Annotated in this window: 20 protein-coding genes; 12 read left to right on the top strand and 8 right to left on the bottom strand. The window is 45.9% G+C overall.

All coding sequences use genetic code 11. The features are described from left to right. Window positions 1–3: 3 nt before the first annotated feature. From neuB to ugd, 11 genes are all read left to right on the top strand, one after another. A complete protein-coding gene (gene neuB / locus ACTJJA_RS12910) occupies window positions 4–1,080 on the top strand; it encodes an N-acetylneuraminate synthase (protein ID WP_440668343.1) in 1,077 nt (358 codons plus the stop codon). Next, entirely contained in the window at window positions 1,073–1,684 is a 612-nt protein-coding gene (locus tag ACTJJA_RS12905; protein WP_440668341.1) for an acetyltransferase, read from the top strand. The genes neuB and ACTJJA_RS12905 overlap by 8 nt, the downstream gene beginning before the upstream one ends. A 33-nt stretch (window positions 1,685–1,717) precedes the next feature. Then, complete coding sequence (locus tag ACTJJA_RS12900; protein WP_440668339.1) at window positions 1,718–2,776, top strand: nucleotidyltransferase family protein; 1,059 nt, start codon at window positions 1,718–1,720, stop codon at window positions 2,774–2,776. Then, the gene (locus ACTJJA_RS12895) at window positions 2,776–3,465 is read left to right on the top strand and encodes a cytidylyltransferase domain-containing protein (protein WP_429165524.1); all 690 of its coding nucleotides are present in this window, start codon (window positions 2,776–2,778) and stop codon (window positions 3,463–3,465) included. Before ACTJJA_RS12900 ends, ACTJJA_RS12895 begins: the two co-directional genes overlap by 1 nt. 12 nt (window positions 3,466–3,477) lie before the next feature. Further along, window positions 3,478–4,734 carry a lipopolysaccharide biosynthesis protein gene (locus ACTJJA_RS12890; protein WP_440668336.1) on the top strand — a complete coding sequence of 419 codons (1,257 nt, stop codon included), beginning with the start codon at window positions 3,478–3,480 and terminating at the stop codon, window positions 4,732–4,734. Continuing rightward, window positions 4,731–5,702, top strand: a complete 972-nt coding sequence (locus tag ACTJJA_RS12885) for a glycosyltransferase family 52 (RefSeq protein WP_440668334.1) — start codon at window positions 4,731–4,733, stop codon at window positions 5,700–5,702. The genes ACTJJA_RS12890 and ACTJJA_RS12885 overlap by 4 nt, the downstream gene beginning before the upstream one ends. Next, window positions 5,689–6,870 (top strand): glycosyltransferase family 4 protein, encoded by a 1,182-nt coding sequence (locus tag ACTJJA_RS12880; protein WP_440668332.1) that lies wholly within the window; start codon window positions 5,689–5,691, stop codon window positions 6,868–6,870. Before ACTJJA_RS12885 ends, ACTJJA_RS12880 begins: the two co-directional genes overlap by 14 nt. After that, complete coding sequence (locus ACTJJA_RS12875) at window positions 6,854–7,939, top strand: hypothetical protein (protein ID WP_214593807.1); 1,086 nt, start codon at window positions 6,854–6,856, stop codon at window positions 7,937–7,939. The genes ACTJJA_RS12880 and ACTJJA_RS12875 overlap by 17 nt, the downstream gene beginning before the upstream one ends. Then, window positions 7,936–9,012 (top strand): DUF1972 domain-containing protein, encoded by a 1,077-nt coding sequence (locus tag ACTJJA_RS12870; protein ID WP_440668330.1) that lies wholly within the window; start codon window positions 7,936–7,938, stop codon window positions 9,010–9,012. Before ACTJJA_RS12875 ends, ACTJJA_RS12870 begins: the two co-directional genes overlap by 4 nt. 149 nt (window positions 9,013–9,161) lie before the next feature. Continuing rightward, window positions 9,162–10,568 (top strand): NADP-dependent phosphogluconate dehydrogenase, encoded by a 1,407-nt coding sequence (gndA, locus tag ACTJJA_RS12865; RefSeq protein ID WP_440668328.1) that lies wholly within the window; start codon window positions 9,162–9,164, stop codon window positions 10,566–10,568. A 224-nt stretch (window positions 10,569–10,792) separates the two neighbouring features. Next, window positions 10,793–11,959 (top strand): UDP-glucose 6-dehydrogenase, encoded by a 1,167-nt coding sequence (ugd, locus tag ACTJJA_RS12860; RefSeq protein WP_440668326.1) that lies wholly within the window; start codon window positions 10,793–10,795, stop codon window positions 11,957–11,959. Window positions 11,960–12,012: 53 nt separating this feature from the next. Here the strand turns inward: ugd and ACTJJA_RS12855 are convergent, their stop codons facing one another. Then, a complete protein-coding gene (locus ACTJJA_RS12855; RefSeq protein WP_440668324.1) occupies window positions 12,013–13,017 on the bottom strand; it encodes an NAD-dependent epimerase in 1,005 nt (334 codons plus the stop codon). Between the two features lie 191 nt (window positions 13,018–13,208). Between ACTJJA_RS12855 and wzzB the strand changes: the two genes are divergently transcribed. Then, window positions 13,209–14,189: an LPS O-antigen chain length determinant protein WzzB gene (wzzB, locus tag ACTJJA_RS12850; RefSeq protein ID WP_440668322.1), complete on the top strand. Its 981-nt coding sequence runs from the start codon at window positions 13,209–13,211 to the stop codon at window positions 14,187–14,189. A 39-nt stretch (window positions 14,190–14,228) separates the two neighbouring features. Here the strand turns inward: wzzB and hisIE are convergent, their stop codons facing one another. Genes hisIE through hisD form a run of 7 tightly spaced genes read right to left on the bottom strand, consistent with a single transcriptional unit; the run spans window position 14,229 to window position 20,345 of the window. After that, window positions 14,229–14,840 (bottom strand): bifunctional phosphoribosyl-AMP cyclohydrolase/phosphoribosyl-ATP diphosphatase HisIE, encoded by a 612-nt coding sequence (hisIE, locus tag ACTJJA_RS12845; RefSeq protein ID WP_440668320.1) that lies wholly within the window; start codon window positions 14,838–14,840, stop codon window positions 14,229–14,231. Then, window positions 14,834–15,610, bottom strand: a complete 777-nt coding sequence (gene hisF / locus ACTJJA_RS12840) for an imidazole glycerol phosphate synthase subunit HisF (RefSeq protein WP_042716022.1) — start codon at window positions 15,608–15,610, stop codon at window positions 14,834–14,836. Before hisF ends, hisIE begins: the two co-directional genes overlap by 7 nt. Then, window positions 15,592–16,329 (bottom strand): 1-(5-phosphoribosyl)-5-[(5-phosphoribosylamino)methylideneamino]imidazole-4-carboxamide isomerase, encoded by a 738-nt coding sequence (gene hisA / locus ACTJJA_RS12835; protein WP_089600476.1) that lies wholly within the window; start codon window positions 16,327–16,329, stop codon window positions 15,592–15,594. Before hisA ends, hisF begins: the two co-directional genes overlap by 19 nt. Continuing rightward, the gene (gene hisH, locus ACTJJA_RS12830) at window positions 16,329–16,919 is read right to left on the bottom strand and encodes an imidazole glycerol phosphate synthase subunit HisH (RefSeq protein ID WP_042716025.1); all 591 of its coding nucleotides are present in this window, start codon (window positions 16,917–16,919) and stop codon (window positions 16,329–16,331) included. The genes hisA and hisH overlap by 1 nt, the downstream gene beginning before the upstream one ends. Further along, window positions 16,919–17,986 carry a bifunctional histidinol-phosphatase/imidazoleglycerol-phosphate dehydratase HisB gene (gene hisB / locus ACTJJA_RS12825; RefSeq protein ID WP_042716027.1) on the bottom strand — a complete coding sequence of 356 codons (1,068 nt, stop codon included), beginning with the start codon at window positions 17,984–17,986 and terminating at the stop codon, window positions 16,919–16,921. The genes hisH and hisB overlap by 1 nt, the downstream gene beginning before the upstream one ends. Continuing rightward, window positions 17,983–19,044, bottom strand: coding sequence for a histidinol-phosphate transaminase (hisC, locus tag ACTJJA_RS12820; RefSeq protein ID WP_440668317.1), 1,062 nt, complete (start codon window positions 19,042–19,044; stop codon window positions 17,983–17,985). Before hisC ends, hisB begins: the two co-directional genes overlap by 4 nt. After that, window positions 19,041–20,345, bottom strand: coding sequence for a histidinol dehydrogenase (gene hisD, locus ACTJJA_RS12815; protein ID WP_440668315.1), 1,305 nt, complete (start codon window positions 20,343–20,345; stop codon window positions 19,041–19,043). The genes hisC and hisD overlap by 4 nt, the downstream gene beginning before the upstream one ends.

The raw sequence follows: 20,345 nt of genomic DNA, 5'->3' as shown, positions 1-20,345 counted from the left end.
ATTATGACTCTTATCATTGCAGAGGCCGGTGTAAATCACAATGGCCAGCGTGACCTGGCTTTTCGTTTGGTCGATGCGGCACACGATGCCGGAGCTGATATAGTAAAGTTTCAAACCTTCAAATCGCAAAATCTCGTTACATCTAGTGCAGTCCAGGCTGAATATCAAGTTGCTAATACTAATAAAACCGAATCGCAGCTAGCTATGTTAAGTCGGTTAGAGTTATCTTATGAAGTTCATAAGGAACTAATTGACTATTGCAACCAGTTAGGCATTGAGTTTTTATCTACTGCATTTGATGAAGAAAGCTTAAACTTTCTGGTGAACGACTTGAACTTGAAGACGTTGAAAATACCTTCAGGAGAGATAACGAACGCTCCATTCGTATTATTGCATGCATTGACAGGCTGCAATATTATGTTGTCAACAGGAATGGCTACATTGTCCGAAATTGAAGATGCTCTGGGTGTGCTTGCATTTGGATTTACTTCTGATGGTGATGTGGAACCGTCACGCTCAGAATTTCAGAAAGCATATTCATCGGATGCTGGGCAGCGTGCACTGAAAGAAAAGGTACGTATATTACATTGCACGACTGAATATCCTGCACCAATGAATGAAATAAATCTGAGGGCGATGGATTCTATGGCTTTGGCGTTTGGCTTACCGACAGGATATTCAGATCACAGTCAGGGTATTACTATTCCAGTTGCGGCTGTTGCAAGAGGGGCTGTTATAATAGAAAAGCATTTCACTCTCGATAAGAATATGGAAGGGCCTGATCATAAAGCATCTCTTGAACCAAACGAGCTTGCAGAAATGGTTAAAGCAATTAGAAACGTTGAATTAGCTTTAGGTGATGGAGTTAAAAGACCTACGGCTTCAGAGCAAAAGAATAAATCGATAGCGCGTCGAAGCATTGTTGCTGCAAAAGATATCAGTTCGGGTTCTAGTTTTAGTAGCGATAATATTGCTATTAAACGTCCCGGTGATGGTATTTCACCGTATGAATATTGGAATATGCAAGGGAAAATAGCAAAAAAAGATTATCGTGAAGGTGACAGAATCAGCAATGACTAAAACGATTGCTTTATTTGGTGGTGGGGGCCATGCCTCTGTAATTGCTGATATGTTACTCAAGCTTGGGTATAGAATAGAAGTTATAGTTGATAAACAGTTATCTCTACATCGTGAAGTATTTAATGGTATACCCGTTATTTCTGATGATGTTTTTATTAGTAAATACTCACCCGAGGCAATAAAGGTAGTAAATGGTTTAGGCTTTGTGCCTGGGTCTGATATCAGAAAAACGATTTTTGAGAAATTAAAAACCATTGGGTTTGCATTTGAAACAGTTGTATCTAAAGACGCTATAGTTTCTTCGTACTCAGTATTATGCGAAGGAGTACAGGTTTTACCTGGCGCAATAATACAACCTGGCGTAAGACTTGGTGAAAATACAATTATCAATACGGGCGTTATCATTGAGCATGACTCAATTGTCGGTAATAACTGCCATATTTCACCTGGTGGTGTGCTGTGCGGTGGTGTTACTTGCGGCGATAATGTTTTTGTAGGCGCGAATGCGACTGTTATTCAAAACATCATTATCGGAGATGAAAGCATTATCGGTTCTGCAGCACTTGTCCGGAAAAATATTCTACCTAACTCAACCTTTTACTAAATATAATGATTGCTCGCTAGTCAGGGGGATACGATGAAAAAAAAATGGCAAAAAGTTCTTATATCACCAAATGAAAGTATTCGTAGTGCACTCAAAATAATCAATGACGAAGCCTTACGTATAGCCCTTGTTATCGATGCTGAAGGCCGGTTGCTTGGAGTACTTACCGATGGTGATATACGGCGTGGTATAATAAATAATATTGATCTTGACGAAAATGTCAGCTGCGTGATGAATAAATCACCTATTACAGCAACTGTTGAAACATCAAAATCCCAGTTAATCCAATTAATGTCAAATCGGTCTATACTAGCAATTCCAATTATTGACTCTCTTACAAGGAAAGTAGTTGGTTTGGAAACTTATGAAACAAGTATTGAGAAGCCTAGCTACCAAAATCCTATTTTTATAATGGCGGGCGGGTTTGGTACCAGGCTAAAACCCTTAACTGATAATTGCCCAAAACCAATGCTTAAGGTTGGTGATAAACCAATTTTGGAAACACTTTTAACTCAGTTTATTTCATCTGGGTTCGAGAATATATATATTTCAACGCATTATATGCCAGATTATATTTCAGACTATTTTGGCGACGGTTCTAAATGGGGCGTTAATATAACCTATGTTTATGAGGCTGAGCCTTTAGGTACTGGCGGTGCCCTCGGACTTTTACCTAAAGATATTGGTAATTTGCCATTGATCATGATTAATGGTGATGTACTTACTACGCTTAATGTTGAGAAGCTTTTGCAATTTCATATTGAATCTAAATCTATTGCAACTATGTGCGTGCGGGAATATGAGTATCAAATACCCTATGGCGTGGTTCGTGGCAAAGGCAATGTCATTACGGACATGGTCGAGAAACCAATCCAGAAATTTTTTGTGAATGCAGGCATTTATGTTGTTAATCCAGAAATATATAAAAATGTTGGAGCAAATACTAAAATTGACATGCCAACATTATTAGAGCAACAAATAAAAATGGATAAACAAGTAACAATGTTCCCAATCCATGAATACTGGTTGGATATTGGTCGCATGGATGATTTTAATAAAGCTCAACAAGATATCCAGGGGTTGTACTTATAATGAAGAAAATAGCGATAATTCCTGCCAGAGGCGGTAGTAAAAGACTTCCAGGTAAGAATATTAAAAATCTTTGTGGGCGACCTCTGATTGAATGGACGATAGAAGCTGCCTTAAAATCTAAGCTATTCGATAGGATAATAGTTAGCACAGATTCTGATGAGATCCGTGAAATTTCTATACGCGCCGGAGCTGAGGTTCCTTACCTTCGTTCGCCTGAACTGGCATCTGATACGGCAACTACCAATGATGTTGTTACAGATATAGTAAAATGGTTAGAGGGAACTGGTGTCGTTGTTTCTACTATAATGATATTACAACCAACTTCACCTCTGCGAACCGAGACTGACATCATTAATGCATTTGACTTGATGGTAGAAAAAAAAGCAAAGGCGATAGTCTCAGTATGCGAGGTCGAGCATCCTATTCAATATTGTAACGTTTTGGAAGATGATTTATCGATGGATAATTTTATTCCAGCAGCCAGTATTAAACGGACACAAGATCTTCCTACATATTATAGATTAAATGGCTCTATCTATTTATTTAATAGAGATTATGTCTCGAATATAAATAATATTTATAGTAAAGGGACTTTTGCTTATATAATGAACAGGTTTAATTCTATTGATATTGATGAAAAAATAGATTTTGAATTGGCTGAAATACTACTGTCGAAAAGAATTAATTAAAACAGGTATCCTATGTCTTTTCTAAAGAAATCATCAGTATATTTGATTTCAAACATATTAAATGCATCTATACCATTCGTTCTTTTACCAATATTAACTCGATATCTTACGACATCTGAGTATGGAAAAATCGCTATTTTCCAAACAATTATTACAGGATTGGTGTCAGTTATTGCATTTAATACTTTAGGTGCTACTGCGCGGGTTTTTTTCGATAAAAAAGATAAAGATTTTTTAAGGAATTACAACGGTGCTTGTTTTTATCTCTTGATTTTAAGTCTTGCAATCGTTATCCCTTTAACTTTAATGTTTTCATCAGACCTGGAATATTTTACTGGGATAAATAAAAACTGGATTCTCGCTGCTATATTCATAAGTGGCATAAATTTCATTGTCCAATTTCGGCTTAACCAATGGCAAATTATTGAGAAAGCGATATCATTTGGAATGTTGCAAATCGGACAAAGCCTTCTTCTTTTTATTTTCACATTGGCTTTCGTTGTGGTTCTTGGACGTCATGCCGAGGGACGAATTGAAGCTCAAATATATTCCATGTTGATTGTTTTAGTAATTGTCATTTACCTCATTCAAAAAGATAAATTATTAAGCTTTAAGAAGATACATAAAGGTATGTTCATGGATGCGTTAAGTTTTAGCGTTCCTCTAATACCTCATGTTTTTGGTATGTATCTTATTAGTTCAGTCGACCGTTTTTTTATAAATGCTAAATTGGGTTCTGATCAGGCCGGTATATACATGGTTGCAATGCAATTAAGTATGGGAATGGTGATCGTTTTCGATGCAGTCAATAAAGCATTTATGCCGTGGCTTTTCAAGGAATTGAGTAACAGTGCTTTTATTGAGAGGAAGCATATCGTTAGTAAAACGTATTATTATTTTATTTTATTAATATGTATAGGTGTGTTATCTTTCTTTATTTCACCTTATGTTTTAACCGTGGTTGCAGGTGAGAAATATGAAACAGGAAAATCAGTTATAGGCTGGTTGTGCATAGGGCAGGTTTGTCTTGGCATGTATTTAATGGTAACCAATTATTTGTTTTACGCCAAAAAAACAGGGCAGTTATCAATTTTAACGATTGCCTGCGGAATATTTAATGTCATTCTACTTATGTTATTGATTACTCCATTTGGTATAAAAGGCGTCGCGATTTCATTTGCTATTTCGATGTTTCTACGTTTTTTAGGTACCTGGATTCTTGCTTATAAAACAAAACTTGTACCGTGGGCTTTAGGGAATGTTAGATGATAAATAGTCGAGAATCGCAATTACCAATCATTTGTGTTGTTAATAATATACATGGTCTTTTCATATATTATCTTATAAGGCCAGAAGATTTTAAAAAGACAACCTTTATTGTTTCCGATGGCATTTCACAAGATGTCCAGAGAAAACTGCCTTCTTCAGTGTTATTTCCTTCATTCAATAACCATCCTAAATTAATAAGCTTATTGCTACGGGCAGTTTATTATCATTATAAAAACTTTTGCCTTCACTTTAATATTAAAAAGAGTAAAGTGTATGGGCATGATCATCTATATTTTTCGCACCTTTACATTAAGCGCAGTCCTGGTTTCGTTTTAATTGAAGATGGGTTGGCTAATTATGCATCTACAAAGCAAAATCGTAAATCTTTATTCAGAAAATATCTTTTCGGTTCAAGTGGTCCTTTCTTTGGATGGGGCGATGATGTAAATGAGGTTATTCTCTCTGGAATTGTTAATATACCAGAGGAAATCAGCAGCAAAGTAACGCAGATCGATATTACTAAAACTTGGAATAACCTCTCATCTATTCAGAAAAACTATTTCCTAGATCTTTTTTCTAATGAGCCTTATGTGCCACTTTCAAAAGTTGTTATTTTTACTCAACCATTTTCAGAAGATGGAATGATGTCCGAGGTAGAGAAAATCGCGATTTATAAAATTCTTTATGAGCATTATTGCAGCATCTATGATAAAAATGAAATTTGCATAAAATCCCACCCGCGAGAAAATACGGATTATTCTCGATATTTTGACTGTACTTTTATTCAATCAAAAATCCCTGGTCAGATTATGATTTTAATGGATCAGCCTGAAGTATTAGCAACAATTTATTCGAGCGTGGGTTTTGTAAAAGGTAATGCTCAGACACATGTATGGGGAACCTCTTTTAACGAATCTCTTTTGAAGAAAGCTGGTTACTTTGAAGGAAACTATAATGGATTTGAATGAAATGAGAAAGATTGTTGTAATTCATCCTTTAGATGACAGCTATGGTGCAACGAAGATTTTATCTTATGTAATATCTATTTTATCAAATTATTTTTTCATTGAAGTCTGGTTTAAAAATGATAAAACGTGTCTTGAAGAATTTCTGTCAAAACAATCAAGCAAAATTGAGAATATAAAATATAATAAAGTCGAAACTATTCCAGTTGTACATAGTAAAATTTTCACTGCGAAAGGTATATCTTCTCTTGTTAAAGATTTCATGAGATTTAGTTTTTATTTGTTCAAAAATAAAAATAACTATGATTTTTTTTACATTAACACCTATGCTGCAGGTTTGGTTTCTTTTGGCTGTAAATTATTTCTTGTTAAAAATATAGTCCATTGCCATGAAAATCAGAAACAAAAATTCTCAGGAAGGGCATTGGCTTTTCTAATAAAGAAGAGTGCGAATCAAATTTTTTGCGTATCCAATGTAGTTAAAGATTATGTAACTAATGGAGACGAGAGTATATGTGCTACCGTAATAAAAAATGGTGTTCCAGATATTTTTGAAGCTTCTATAACCCAAAAGAAGATCAATCTTGCCAATCCGAAATTCCTTATAGTTGGTAGAATAATGCCTGAGAAGGGATATTGGTTTTTAGCTGATGCTGTAAAGAAACTCACAAATAATGAAAACCAAAGTATCTTAGTTGATGCATACGGAGATGCACCACCTAATCGACCTTCATTACTCGACGATTTTCGACATTATCTTAAAGAAAATAATATAGAGAATAATATTCGATTACTTGGTTTCAGTGACTGTGCTGATCGTCAAATGTTCAACTATGACGTGGTTCTTGTTCCATCTGTTATGAGTGATCCTTTTCCAACTACAGTGTTGGAGGCAATGCGAGCGAAATGTGTAATAATTACAACTTCACATGGTGGAGCTGCAGAGATAGTTAGCAATAATTATAACGGGATACTCATTAATAAAGATGATAATGACGCTTTCGCCGAAGTGTTAAAAAATATCTGCCAACAAAAAGTTGATACTGAGCTTTTAGCTTCCCGAGCCAGAGAGTTTTATGCTACCAACCTAACTAAAGATATTTTTGAAAAGAATATTCTTAGTCATATTCAAACTTTTATAAAAGATCATATCGATGAAAAGCATATTTAAAGCAGTGTTCTTATTATTGACTGCAATTTATCTCTTTTCAATGACATTCGATGGTGTGCTAATTCGACAAATGGTAACAGTCCTTTTTTTAGCATCTTCTCTAGTGTTATTCATCTTTAATAGGACTTATTTCTCCCAAAACGTCATTTTTGGGCTCGCAATCATTTTGATTATTTTTTCTGTTTCAGCTTTATTATCACCAAACGATGACTGGAAACTGAAGATCTACTTTATATTCTCTGGGGTGGCATTTTTAGCTTTTTCATATGCATTGTATATTTTGGATTATAAGCGTTATTTTTTTCACTTTCTTCTATTGGCGTGCACGCTGATTATAATACGTCTTTTAATTGTTCATGATGAAAATCTAATTTTCTTTGAGGCCAGCAGAAATATTGTAGCCACCTTTGTAATTTTTCCCGTTGCCTGTAGTTTTTTGTTTACTTTACGAAATAGAAGTTTATTGCCCGTCGCAATTATTACATTATTAATGTGCTTTTTATTAAAGGGAAGAACAGCTTTATTAATTTCCGCAGTGATATTGTGTGTTGCACTGTATAAGACTTTTGGCTTGAAAGGAATGCTGATTGTAGTTTTGATTTGCTCACCTTTTATAATGTATGTTGATTTCAGTTCTCTAAATGAAAGAATTGCTGATAATACAAATTTTTCCGAAGGATTAAAAACCACAAGAAGTGTTATATATGATGAGTATTTTTCTAATTTCGGTCTGACAGATCTTGTCCTGGGGCGATCATTCAATGGAATGGAGATAATTAATATATTAAATAACAATCCACATAATTCTTTTGTCTTAATACACTCATTATTTGGGTTGCTACCGGTATTAATGCTTTTAATTCTATTTATAGTCGTGACGTTTAAAACGTTTTTACGCTATGGTTTTATATGCTCTTTATTGTTCGCGATAATACCTATTAAAGCAATGACTGATAGTGTTTTATTTTTTAATTTGTTAGATGTTTTTTATATGTTCCCTATTATGCTGTTAATGAATGGAAAGCGATCAATTAATTCAATTGATTCGAAGAATGAAGGTTATAAATGAAAAAAATATCTATAATTGGTATTGTTGGTATTCCTGCCTCCTATGGTGGATTTGAATCGCTTGTTGAAAACCTGACAAGGTTTTCTAGTGAAGATATTAACTACGAAGTCTTTTGTTCATCAAAACAACTTACGACACGTTTAGAACACCACAATGGCGCTAAATTAAAGTATATTCCATTAAAAGCGAATGGAATTCAAAGTATTGCATATGATATGGTTTCAATAATGCAAACCCTGAAAACCAAACCAGATGTGATACTTGTGCTCGGTGTTTCTGGTGCTGTTATTTTTCCTTTTTTCAAACTCTTTAGTCGCAGTAGGATTATTACAAATATTGATGGGTTGGAGTGGAGGAGAGAAAAGTGGGGTCGGTTCGCACGTTTATTCTTGAAATTTTCTGAATATATAGCCATTAAATTTTCTGATGTAATTATTACCGATAATCAAGCTTTGTCGGATTATGTCTATAGCAAATATAAGTTGCAAAGTGAAGTTATTGCATATGGCGGTGATCACGCAGTAAATGTTGGTGAAATATCAACCTCCAGTGGAGTTGATACATTCCTCAAGGACGATGAAGAGTTTTTTCTCAGCATCTGCCGGATAGAACCAGAGAATAATATACACCTTATTCTTGATTCGTTTACGAAAATTCAAAAGAAAATTAAATTCATTGGGAATTGGAATTCTAGCGAATATGGACGTGACCTCGTAAAGAAATATAGCTACTTTTCCAACATTGAGCTAATCAATCCAATTTATGATATAAATCTTCTCTATCAAATTCGAATGTCTTGTGCTGGCTATCTTCATGGGCATTCCGCTGGAGGTACTAATCCTTCCCTGGTTGAAGCAATGCACTTTGGCAAACCTATATATGCATATGATTGCAGCTTCAACCGTTTCACAACGGAAGGACAAGCTTTCTATTTTACTGACAGCGATAACCTTGTACAGCTTTTGAATGACCAAATGCTTAAAATTTCTGAGAATGCAGCTGCAATGCAGGAAATTGCAGAACGCAGGTATACCTGGAAGATTATCTCCAGGCAGTATGAAAGCTTGTATTAAGATGCTCAGTGTTTCATAACGCATTGATAAAAATAAAAATTATTTAAAGAGCATCTTCCACTACCTTTCACCTCATATCCTGAGTTAACATCATAGATACATTCAAGCCACGTATTTTTCGTGGTGACCACACCTGACAGGAGTATGTAATGTCCAAGCAACAGATCGGCGTTGTCGGTATGGCAGTGATGGGGCGCAACCTGGCGCTCAACATCGAAAGCCGTGGTTATACCGTCTCCGTTTTCAACCGCTCCCGTGATAAGACTGAAGAAGTCATCGCTGAGAATCCAGGCAAGAAACTGGTTCCTTTCTATACGGTTAAAGAGTTCGTTGAGTCTCTGGAAACGCCTCGTCGTATCCTGTTAATGGTGAAAGCGGGCGCGGGTACCGATGCTGCTATCGATTCCCTGAAACCGTATCTGGATAAAGGCGACATCATCATTGATGGCGGTAATACTTTCTTCCACGACACCATTCGTCGTAACCGTGAACTTTCTGCGGAAGGCTTTAACTTCATCGGTACCGGCGTTTCCGGTGGTGAAGAAGGTGCACTGAAAGGTCCATCTATCATGCCTGGCGGCCAGAAAGAAGCGTACGAACTGGTCGCTCCTATCCTGACCAAAATTGCCGCCGTTGCAGAAGACGGTGAGCCGTGCGTGACCTATATCGGTCCTGACGGTGCTGGCCACTATGTGAAAATGGTTCACAACGGCATCGAGTACGGCGATATGCAGCTGATTGCTGAAGCTTACTCCTTGCTGAAAGGCGGCCTGAACCTCTCTAACGAAGAACTCGCCGAGACCTTCACCGAGTGGAACAAAGGCGAGCTGAACAGCTACCTGATCGACATCACCAAAGATATCTTCACTAAAAAAGATGAAGAGGGTAAATACCTGGTTGATGTGATTCTGGATGAAGCAGCGAACAAGGGTACCGGTAAATGGACTAGCCAGAGCTCTCTGGATCTGGGCGAGCCTCTGTCCCTGATCACCGAATCTGTGTTTGCACGCTACATTTCCTCTCTGAAAGAGCAGCGTGTTGCTGCTTCAAAAGTACTGTCTGGCCCTCAGGCCAAGCCAGCTGGTGATAAAGCTGAATTCGTTGAGAAAGTTCGTCGTGCGCTGTATCTGGGTAAAATCGTCTCTTATGCACAAGGTTTCTCTCAGCTGCGTGCCGCTTCAGACGAAAACAACTGGGATCTGAACTACGGCGAAATCGCGAAGATCTTCCGTGCTGGTTGCATTATTCGCGCTCAGTTCCTGCAGAAGATTACAGATGCGTACGCTGAAAATGGCGGTATCGCGAATCTGCTGCTGGCACCGTACTTCAAGAAAATCGCGGACGAATACCAACAGGCGCTGCGTGATGTGGTTGCTTACGCTGTGCAGAACGGTATCCCTGTTCCGACCTTCTCCGCTGCGGTGGCGTACTATGACAGCTACCGTGCTGCCGTACTGCCAGCGAACCTGATTCAGGCACAGCGTGATTACTTCGGTGCGCATACGTATAAACGTACCGATAAAGACGGTGTGTTCCATACCGAATGGATGGAATAATTTAATCAACTGGCTGTGAACATAACCCGGAGAATTCTCCGGGTTTTTTTATCCTGAAAATGGCGATTTTTTTCGAAGAAGTCTGAATGTCAGCCCGCTCGTAGGGATTACTCCTGGTTTGCCTTGACAGTTCTGTTGGCAAGGAGGTACAAAGCCCAACAGTCAGGTTCATCGCGATGGTCAGGCGGCCATCAATACAGTTAACTCACAGAAGTCATTAGCGAATGAAAATAACTATTTCCGGAACAGGCTATGTTGGTCTTTCAAACGGCATTCTAATTGCTCAGAATCATGAAGTGGTTGCACTGGACATCGTGCAGGCCAAAGTTGATATGCTCAACCAGAAGAAGTCCCCGATTGTTGATAAGGAAATACAGGATTATCTCTCAAATAAGTCGCTGAATTTCCGTGCCACGACGGACAAAGAAGACGCCTACCGTGACGCAGATTTCGTCATCATCGCGACACCAACGGATTACGACCCTAAAACCAACTACTTCAACACCTCAACCGTAGAAGCGGTGATCAAAGATGTTATCGCAATCAACCCAAAAGCGGTGATGATCATCAAATCGACCATTCCGGTAGGCTTCACCAAATCGATCAAAGAAGAGTTGGGTATTGATAATGTCTTCTTCTCGCCAGAGTTTCTGCGCGAGGGCAGGGCGTTATACGATAACCTGCACCCATCCCGAATCGTGATCGGTGAGCGCTCTGCGCGTGCGGAGCGCTTCGCTGCACTGCTGCAGGAAGGCGCAATCAAGAAAGATATTCCGGTACTGTTCACTGACTCCACCGAAGCCGAGGCGATCAAGCTCTTTGCCAATACCTATCTGGCAATGCGCGTGGCCTACTTCAACGAACTGGACAGCTATGCAGAGAGTCTTGGCCTGAACACCCGCCAGATCATCGAAGGCGTGTGCCTCGACCCGCGTATCGGCAACCATTACAACAACCCGTCATTTGGCTACGGCGGTTACTGCCTGCCAAAAGATACCAAGCAGCTGCTGGCAAACTATCAGGCGGTGCCAAACAACCTGATTTCCGCGATTGTGGATGCCAACCGCACGCGTAAAGACTTCATCTCTGATTCTATCCTTGCGCGTCAGCCGAAAGTGGTGGGTGTCTATCGTCTGATCATGAAGAGCGGCTCTGATAACTTCCGCGCTTCGTCTATTCAGGGGATCATGAAGCGTATTAAGGCCAAAGGCGTGCAGGTCATTATCTATGAACCCGCGATGCAGGAAGACGAGTTCTTCCACTCCCGCGTGGTCCGCGATCTGGGCGCTTTCAAGAAAGAAGCGGATGTGATTATCTCGAACCGTATGGCGGAAGAGCTGGCAGACGTGGCGGATAAGGTTTACACCCGCGATCTGTTTGGTAGCGACTAATCTCCCGTCTACCGCACATAAAAAACCCGGCTCATGCGCCGGGTTTTTTTGTATTAAACCTTATAGAAATTACGGTACCAGTCGACAAAGTTCTTCACTCCGTCTTTTACCGAGGTCTGAGGTTTAAAACCAATCACGTCATATAACGCCTTCGTATCGGCGCTGGTTTCCAGCACGTCACCGGGCTGGATGGGCATCATGTTTTTCTCTGCCACTTTACCTAACGCGTCTTCCAGCGCGGTAATGTAATCCATCAGCTCGACAGGCGAGCTGTTGCCGATGTTGTAGACGCGATACGGTGCGGAGCTGGTCGCTGGTGAACCGGCCTCGACGGTCCAGTTTGCATCGGCCTGAGGGATCACATCCTGCAGGCGGATGATCGCTTCAGCGATATCATCGATGTAGGTGAAGTCACGTTTCATCTTGCCGTAGTTGTAGACGTCAATACTCTTGCCTTCAATCATCGCTTTGGTGAACTTGAACAGCGCCATGTCCGGGCGTCCCCATGGACCGTACACCGTAAAGAAGCGAAGCCCGGTTGTCGGCAGGTTGTAGAGATGCGAGTAAGTATGCGACATCAGCTCATTGGCTTTTTTGGTCGCCGCGTACAGAGAAACCGGGTGATCCACTGAGTCGTCAGTTGAGAACGGCATCTTACGGTTCAGGCCGTAAACGGAGCTGGAGGAGGCATAGAGGAGGTGCTGAACCTTGTTATGGCGGCAACCTTCCAGCACGTTGAGATGGCCAACCAGGTTAGCATCTGCGTAGGCGTGTGGGTTTTCCAGCGAGTAGCGTACGCCCGCTTGAGCGGCCAGATGGATCACACGGTCAAATTTCTCGTTGGCGAAAAGCGTGGCCATACCTTCACGGTCGGCCAAATCCAGATTGTGGAAGGTGAAATTATCGGAGTTGAGCAGATCCAGACGTGCCAGCTTTAGGTTCGGATCGTAATAGTCATTCAGATTATCAATACCGACGACCTGATGACCTGCGTCCAGTAGTCTCTTGCTGACATGTGAACCGATAAAGCCTGCTGCGCCCGTTACCAAAAATTTCATATCTTTCCTCGTTAACGCTTCGTTCTTGTTGATGCTTGAGTCATCAGAATTTGTCTATGATAGCGCGTAGCGCATCAGTTACATAACCCATCTTTCCGATATAACTCATCGAATTCCTATAGAAAAATCCGCAGCAACAGATAAACTACGTAAACATAATTTTTTTGCCCTTTTCATCTGTTAGGGATTGTATGACACAAAACAACAATAGCCTGGTCACTCGCAGTACTGGCCCGGAGCAAATTGATTTACTTGATTTAGTGCTGCAACTTTGGCGCGGAAAGTGGGTAATAGGGGCGTTTGTCGCTGTTTTCATCGTATTTGCAGGTGTATACATCACGGTAGCAAAAGAGAAATGGACCTCATCTGCTATCATTGCCCAGCCCGATGCGGCTCAGATTGCCACCTACGCGAATGCGTTGAATATCCTGTACGGCAGCTCAGCTCCGGCAATGTTGGACATTCAGACTCGTGCGATTGGTCGTTTCAATTCCTCATTCTCTGCTTTAGCCCAGGCACTTGAAAATCAGGAACAACCTGAAAAACTGACGATTGAGCAAGCGGTCAAAGGACAACCTTTACCGTTGTCAGTAAGTTATGAGGGTGAATCCGCAGAAGCCGCTCAAAAGCAATTAGCTCAGTACATCCAGCAGGTTGACGAGCAAACCGCAAAAGAGTTGACTCTCGACCTCAGGGATAACATCAAACAACAGATTACCACTCTGAACGACTCCTTGGAAAACCAGGAGAAGGTCTCTCAGGAGCAAAAAGATCTGCGCATCAAGCAGATCACCGAGGCGCTTAAAAACGCCGAAGCCGCAAAAATCACGACGCCGCAGATTCAGCAAACTCAGGATGTAACCCAAGAAACTATGTTCCTGCTGGGCAGCGAAGCGCTGAAGTCAATGATTGATAACGAAGCGTCTCGTCCGCTGGTTTTTTCTGGCGCTTACTATCAGACCAAACAAAATTTGCTGGACATCCAGAACCTGAATGTGAACCCGGACACCATTCACGTTTACCGTTATGTGATGAAACCGAATTTACCTATCCGTCGCGATAGCCCGAAAAAAGCCATCACCCTGATTCTCGCCGTACTGCTGGGCGGGATTATCGGTTCTGGTGTAGTACTGGGCCGCAACGCGCTGCGTAACTACAAGCCAAAAGCCTGATTCGCAGACAAAAAAAGACCGGGTTTCCCCGGTCTTTTTTTATTTATGGCGCTTACGTAAGTTCTCAATCACCGCCGTTAAATCCAGCTCCTGATCCTGCAGCAGCACCAGCAGGTGATACATCAGGTCAGACGCCTCGTTAGTCAGCTCGTCCCGGTCATGCACCGTCGCCGCCAGCGCCGTCTCGACGCCTTCTTCGCCCACTTTCTGCGCTATGCGCTTGGTTCCGCTGGCGTACAGCTTCGCAGTATACGAACTTTCAGGGTCAGCCGTTTTACGTTCAGCCAGAAGCTGCTCAAGCTGGTAAAGGAACAACCACTGGTGGCTCGCCTCACCAAAGCAGCTGCTGGTCCCTTTGTGGCACGTCGGGCCAATCGGATTTGCCAGCACCAGCAGGGTATCGTTATCGCAGTCAGGGGTTATGCTGACCACGTTCAGGAAATGACCGGAGGTTTCGCCTTTTGTCCACAGGCGTTGTTTGGTGCGCGAGAAAAAGGTGACCTTACCGCTGTCGAGCGTTTTTGCCAGCGCGTCCTGGTTCATATACCCCAGCATCAGCACTTCACCTGAAACAGCATGCTGTACAACTACCGGCAATAATCCGTCAGTCTTTTCCCAGTCCAGCTGCGCCTGTCGTTGCTCTGTTAACATACCCTAATCTCCACGCCCTGGTCGGCCAGGTACGTTTTTAACTCACCAATATTGATAATTTGTTTGTGGAACACGGACGCGGCCAGCGCGCCGTCCACGTTCGCATCGCGGAAGGCCTCCAGGAAGTGCGCCATGGTGCCCGCGCCACCGGAGGCGATCAGCGGCACATGGCACACGGCGCGCACTTTTTTCAGCTGCTCCAGGTCGTAGCCGTTACGCACGCCGTCCTGGTTCATCATGTTCAGGACAATCTCGCCCGCGCCTCGCTTCTGCACTTCCTGCACCCAGTCCAGCGTCTCCCATTGGGTAACGCGGGTGCGGCTTTCGTCGCCCGTATACTGGTTAACGTGGTACTTGCCGGTGGCATCGTCAAACCAAGTGTCGATACCGACCACAATACACTGCACGCCAAAGCGATCGGCCAGGCGGGTGATGAGTTCCGGATCGGCCAGCGCAGGGGAGTTGATGGAAATTTTATCCGCGCCAAACGAGAGAATTTTGGCCGCGTCGTCAGCGGATTTGATTCCGCCCGCCACGCAGAACGGGATGTCGATCACTTCTGCCACGCGTGCGACCCAGCTTTTGTCGACTACGCGTCCATCGCTGGAGGCGGTGATGTCATAAAATACCAGCTCATCGGCACCTTCATCGGCATAGCGTTTCGCCAGCGGAACGATGTCGCCAATGATCTCGTGGTTGCGGAACTGCACGCCTTTCACCACCTGGCCGTCACGTACGTCCAGGCAAGGGATTATCCGTTTTGCCAGCATTGAATCGCCTCCGTCACCGTAAATTTGCCTTCCAGTAAGGCCCGTCCCACTATCACGCCCTGCACACCGGTACCGCGCAGCGCGGCCACGTCACCAATATCACCGATACCGCCAGAAGACTGGAACGCCACCTGTGGATAGCGCGCGCAGACCTCTTCGTACAGCGAAACGTTAGAGCCGGCCAGCGTGCCATCGCGGGAGATATCCGTGCACAGCACGTGCTTCAGGCCGACGGGAAGATAAATATCGACCAGCTCTTCCAGCGTTACGCCGGAGTTTTCCTGCCAGCCGCTAACGGCAACCTGCTTGTTACCCTGTTCATCAATGCGAACGTCCAGCGCCAGCACCAGCGCATCGGCGCCGAAGCGGCGGAACCAGCCCTTCACCGTATCAGGATCTTTCACGGCGGTAGAACCGACCACCACGCGCGCCACGCCCGCGTCCAGCAGGGCGGCAACATCGTCTTCCGTACGCACGCCGCCGCCAACCTGCACGGGGACATCCACGCCGGCAACCAGCTTTTTGAGCAGAGGGATCTGGCGTTTCGCCGGATCTTTCGCGCCGGTCAGGTCGACCAGGTGCAGTACCTCAGCGCCCTGCGCCGCATAGTCCTGCAGGCGCGGCAGCGGGTCGTTACCGTAGTCGCGCTGCTGGCCGTAATCGCCCTGGTGGAGACGAACAACCGTGCCGTCAATTAAATCTAAAGCGGGAATAATCATCACATCTCCAGGAAGTTTTTCAGCAGCTGTGCGCCTGCGGCACCAGAGCGTTCCGGATGAAACTGCACACCGTAAAAATTATCTTTCTGTACCGCTGCGGTAAACGCCTCGCCGTAGTTGCACTGGGCAATAGTGTTCGCGTTCACCGGCATGGCGTAGCTGTGCACGAAGTAAAAGTACGCGCCGTCTTCGATGCCGCGAAACAGCCGGTCGCCCGCTTTGGCGTAAACGCGGTTCCAGCCCATGTGCGGCAGCGGTAAACCGTGGTCGGTCATTTTCGGCACGTCTTCGTCAATAATGCCCAGCAGGTCGACGCCGTTGCTCTCTTCGCTGCGGCGGCCCAGGATCTGCATACCCAGGCAAATGCCGAGCACAGGTTGGGTACAGGCTTTGATCAGATCGACCAGCTCGCGTTCGCGAATCTGATCCATCGCCGCCTGCGCGGTGCCCACGCCCGGTAAAAAGAGTTTGTCGGCGCGCAGCACCACGTCCGGGTCACGGCTCACCACCGGCTCGTAGCCGTGGCGGGAAATCGCCGACTTCACGGAGTTCAGGTTGGCGCATCCGGTATCCAGAATCACCACGTTCATTACAACACTCCTTTCGACGAGGGAAGGGCGTCACCTTCAACGCGGATCGCCTGGCGCAGCGTACGTCCAAAGGCTTTGAACAGGCTCTCCACGCGGTGATGATCGTTCTTGCCTTTGGTTTTCAGGTGCAGCGTCAGGCCCATAGTGTAGGTGAGCGAACGGAAGAAGTGCTCCACCATTTCGGTGCTGAGATCGCCCACGCGCTGGTAGGTGAAATCGGCTTTATACTCCAGGTGCGGGCGACCCGAGATGTCCATGGCGCAGCGTGCCAGGCACTCGTCCATCGGCAGGACGAAGCCGAAACGGTTGATGCCGCGTTTGTCACCGAGCGCCAGCTTCAGGGCTTCGCCCAGCGCCAGGCCGGTGTCTTCCACGGTGTGGTGATCGTCAATGTAAAGGTCGCCTTTTACCGTAATTTCCATGCGGAAACCGCCGTGGGTCGCAATCTGGTCCAGCATGTGGTCAAAGAATCCGACGCCGGTGTGGATCTTACTGCCGCCTTCACGGTCCAGCCAGACCTTCACATCAATCTGCGTCTCTTTGGTGTTGCGCTCAACGTGTGAGTAACGGTCGCGTTTGGTCAGCTGTTCGCCAATCTTCGCCCAGTTGAGATCGCTGCTGCTGTAACGCAGGCCCGCGATGCCCATGTTTTCGGCGAGGGTGATGTCGGTGGCGCGATCGCCAATCACATAGCTGTTGGCTTTATCGAGCGCTTCTTCCGCCAGATAACGCTCAACCAGCTTCACTTTCGGTTTACGGCAGTCGCACTCGTCGGCTGGCAGGTGCGGGCAAATCAGCACCTCATCAAACGCCACGCCCTGCGAGGTGAGGATCTGCATCATCAGGTTGTGCGGGCCGTCGAAGTCCGCCTGCGGGAAGCTGTCCGTACCCAGCCCGTCCTGATTGGTGATCATCACCAGCTTAAAGCCAGCCTTCTGCAGTTTGAGCAGAACCGGGATTACGTCGGGTTCAAAAGCCAGCTTGTCGAAACGATCGACCTGAAAATCGGTAGGTGGCTCCGAAATGAGGGTGCCGTCACGATCGATAAAGAGATACTTCTGACTCATACTTTCTCCGCTTTCAGGGCGTCAATCACGCGCTGGCTCTCTGCACGGGTGCCGACGGTAATACGCAGGCAGCCGCTTAAGGATGGTTGTTTATTTTGGTCTCGTAAGATAATGCCTTGATCCCATAAAGATTTAAATACGGAGCTTGAAGCAGTAAAGCGCACCAGAATGTAGTTGGTTTCAGAGTCAAACACCTGCTCTACGCAGGGGATCGCTTTCAGGGCCGTCACCAGGTACTGACGCTCTTCCAGAATTTGCGCCACGCGTTCACGCATGGCGTTGATACCCTGCGGCGCCAGCGCCTGTGCGGCAATGTCGGCAACCGGCGTGGAGAGCGGGTAAGGGGCAATAACTTTCAGCAGCAGGTCGATGACCTCTTTATTGGCCAGCGTAAAGCCGCAGCGCAGACCCGCGAGGGCGAAAGCCTTCGACAGCGTACGCAGCACCACCAGGTGCGGGTACTCTTCAATCCAGCCTGCCAGCGTCGCCTGCGGGCAGAATTCAATATAGGCTTCATCCGCCACCACCAGCGCCTTGCCGCGGGTCATTTCCAGCAGGGTACGAATATCCTGCGGGTTGATAATCTGGCCGGTCGGGTTATTTGGGCTGCAGACGAAGACCACCTTCACGCCGTCTAGGTTGTCGGCGATCCCTTGCAGATCGAGCTGCCAGTCTTCCAGGGACAGCACGTTGCGGCACGCCACGCCGAAGGTTTCCGCGCTGACGCTGTACATGCCGTAAGTAGGCTGACAGTACATCACCGCATCTTTACCGGGCTCGCAGAACGCGCGGATCAGCAGTTCAATACCTTCATCCGCGCCGCGGCTGACCAGCACCTGCTCCGGCTTCACGCCCGCGTATTGGGCGTAGTTTTCGATAACCGCTTTCGGCTGGCACTCCGGATAGCGGTTCAGCGTTTGCTGTGACAGCTCGAACTGCACCGCCGTCGGAAATTCGTTGGCGTTCAGCCAGACATCGCCGTTACCGCCCAGGCGACGGGCAGACTGATACGGAGTCAGTCGTCGGACATTTTCGCGGGCTAAATCTTCAATGCTCATGCTTGCTCCTTCAGGGCGGCAACGCGCAGGGTCACGGCGTTTTTGTGGGCGGTCAGACGCTCGGCGGCGGCCAGGGTTTCAATGGTGGAAGCCAGTGACGCAAACCCCTCGCGGGAGAGTTCCTGCACGGTCATCCGTTTCTGGAAATCCGCCAGGCCCAGGCTTGAGCACGTGGAGGTGTAACCGTATGTCGGCAGCACGTGGTTGGTGCCGGAGGCGTAATCGCCCGCGGACTCCGGTGACCAGTCGCCGAGGAACACCGAACCTGCGCTGGTGATGCTGTCGACCAGATCGCGCGCGTTGCGGGTCTGAATGATCAGGTGCTCGGGACCGTACTGGTTAGAGATGGCAATACACTGGTCGAGATCGCGCGCCACGATCAGGCGGCTGGCGGACAATGCCTGGCGTGCGGTTTCGGCACGCGGCAGGTCCGCAAGCTGGCGCTCAACCGCTTCGCCTACGCGTTTCGCCATATCGGCATCCGGCGTCAGCAGGATGACCTGCGAGTCCGGGCCGTGTTCCGCCTGAGATAACAGGTCGGAGGCCACAAAATCCGGCGTCGCGCCGCTGTCTGCGATCACCAGCACTTCAGACGGACCGGCTGGCATATCAATTGCCGCGCCGTCCAGACGCTGGCTGACCTGGCGCTTGGCTTCGGTCACGTACGCATTGCCCGGGCCAAAAATCTTGTCAACCTTCGGGATGGACTCTGTGCCAAAGGCCAGCGCGGAAATGGCTTGCGCACCGCCCACGTTAAACACTTCCTGCACGCCGCACAGTTTCGCGGCATAAAGGATCTCATCGGCAATCGGCGGTGGCGAGCAGAGCACCACTTTCTGACACCCGGCGATACGCGCCGGGGTCGCCAGCATGAGTACGGTGGAAAACAGCGGGGCAGAGCCGCCCGGGATATAAAGGCCGACCGACGCAACCGGGCGCGTCACCTGCTGGCAGCGCACGCCGGGCAGGGTTTCCACATCAACGGTCTGTAATTTCTGCGCGGTGTGGAAGGTATCAATATTTTTCACCGCGACGGCCATCGCCTGTTTGATCTCGTCACCGAGACGGCTTTCCGCTGCCGCGATTTCCTCTTCAGTGACCCTTAACGCGCCAACCTCGGTTTTATCAAACTTCGCGCTGTATTCACGCAGCGCATCGTCGCCACGGGTTTTGACGTTATTGAGGATCTCGGCCACGGTACGGGTAATGCTTTCCGACGCGGAAATCGCCGGACGCATCAGCAGCTCGCGCTGTTGTGCGTCGCTACAGTTATTCCAGTCGATGATTGTGTTAAAGCTCAT

Source organism: Enterobacter sp. 22452 (assembly GCF_052045065.1).
In the GTDB taxonomy this organism is placed as follows: domain Bacteria; phylum Pseudomonadota; class Gammaproteobacteria; order Enterobacterales; family Enterobacteriaceae; genus Enterobacter; species Enterobacter mori.
The sequence above is the reverse complement of the archived record's forward strand: the minus strand, read 5'-3'. Positions and strand labels throughout refer to the sequence as shown.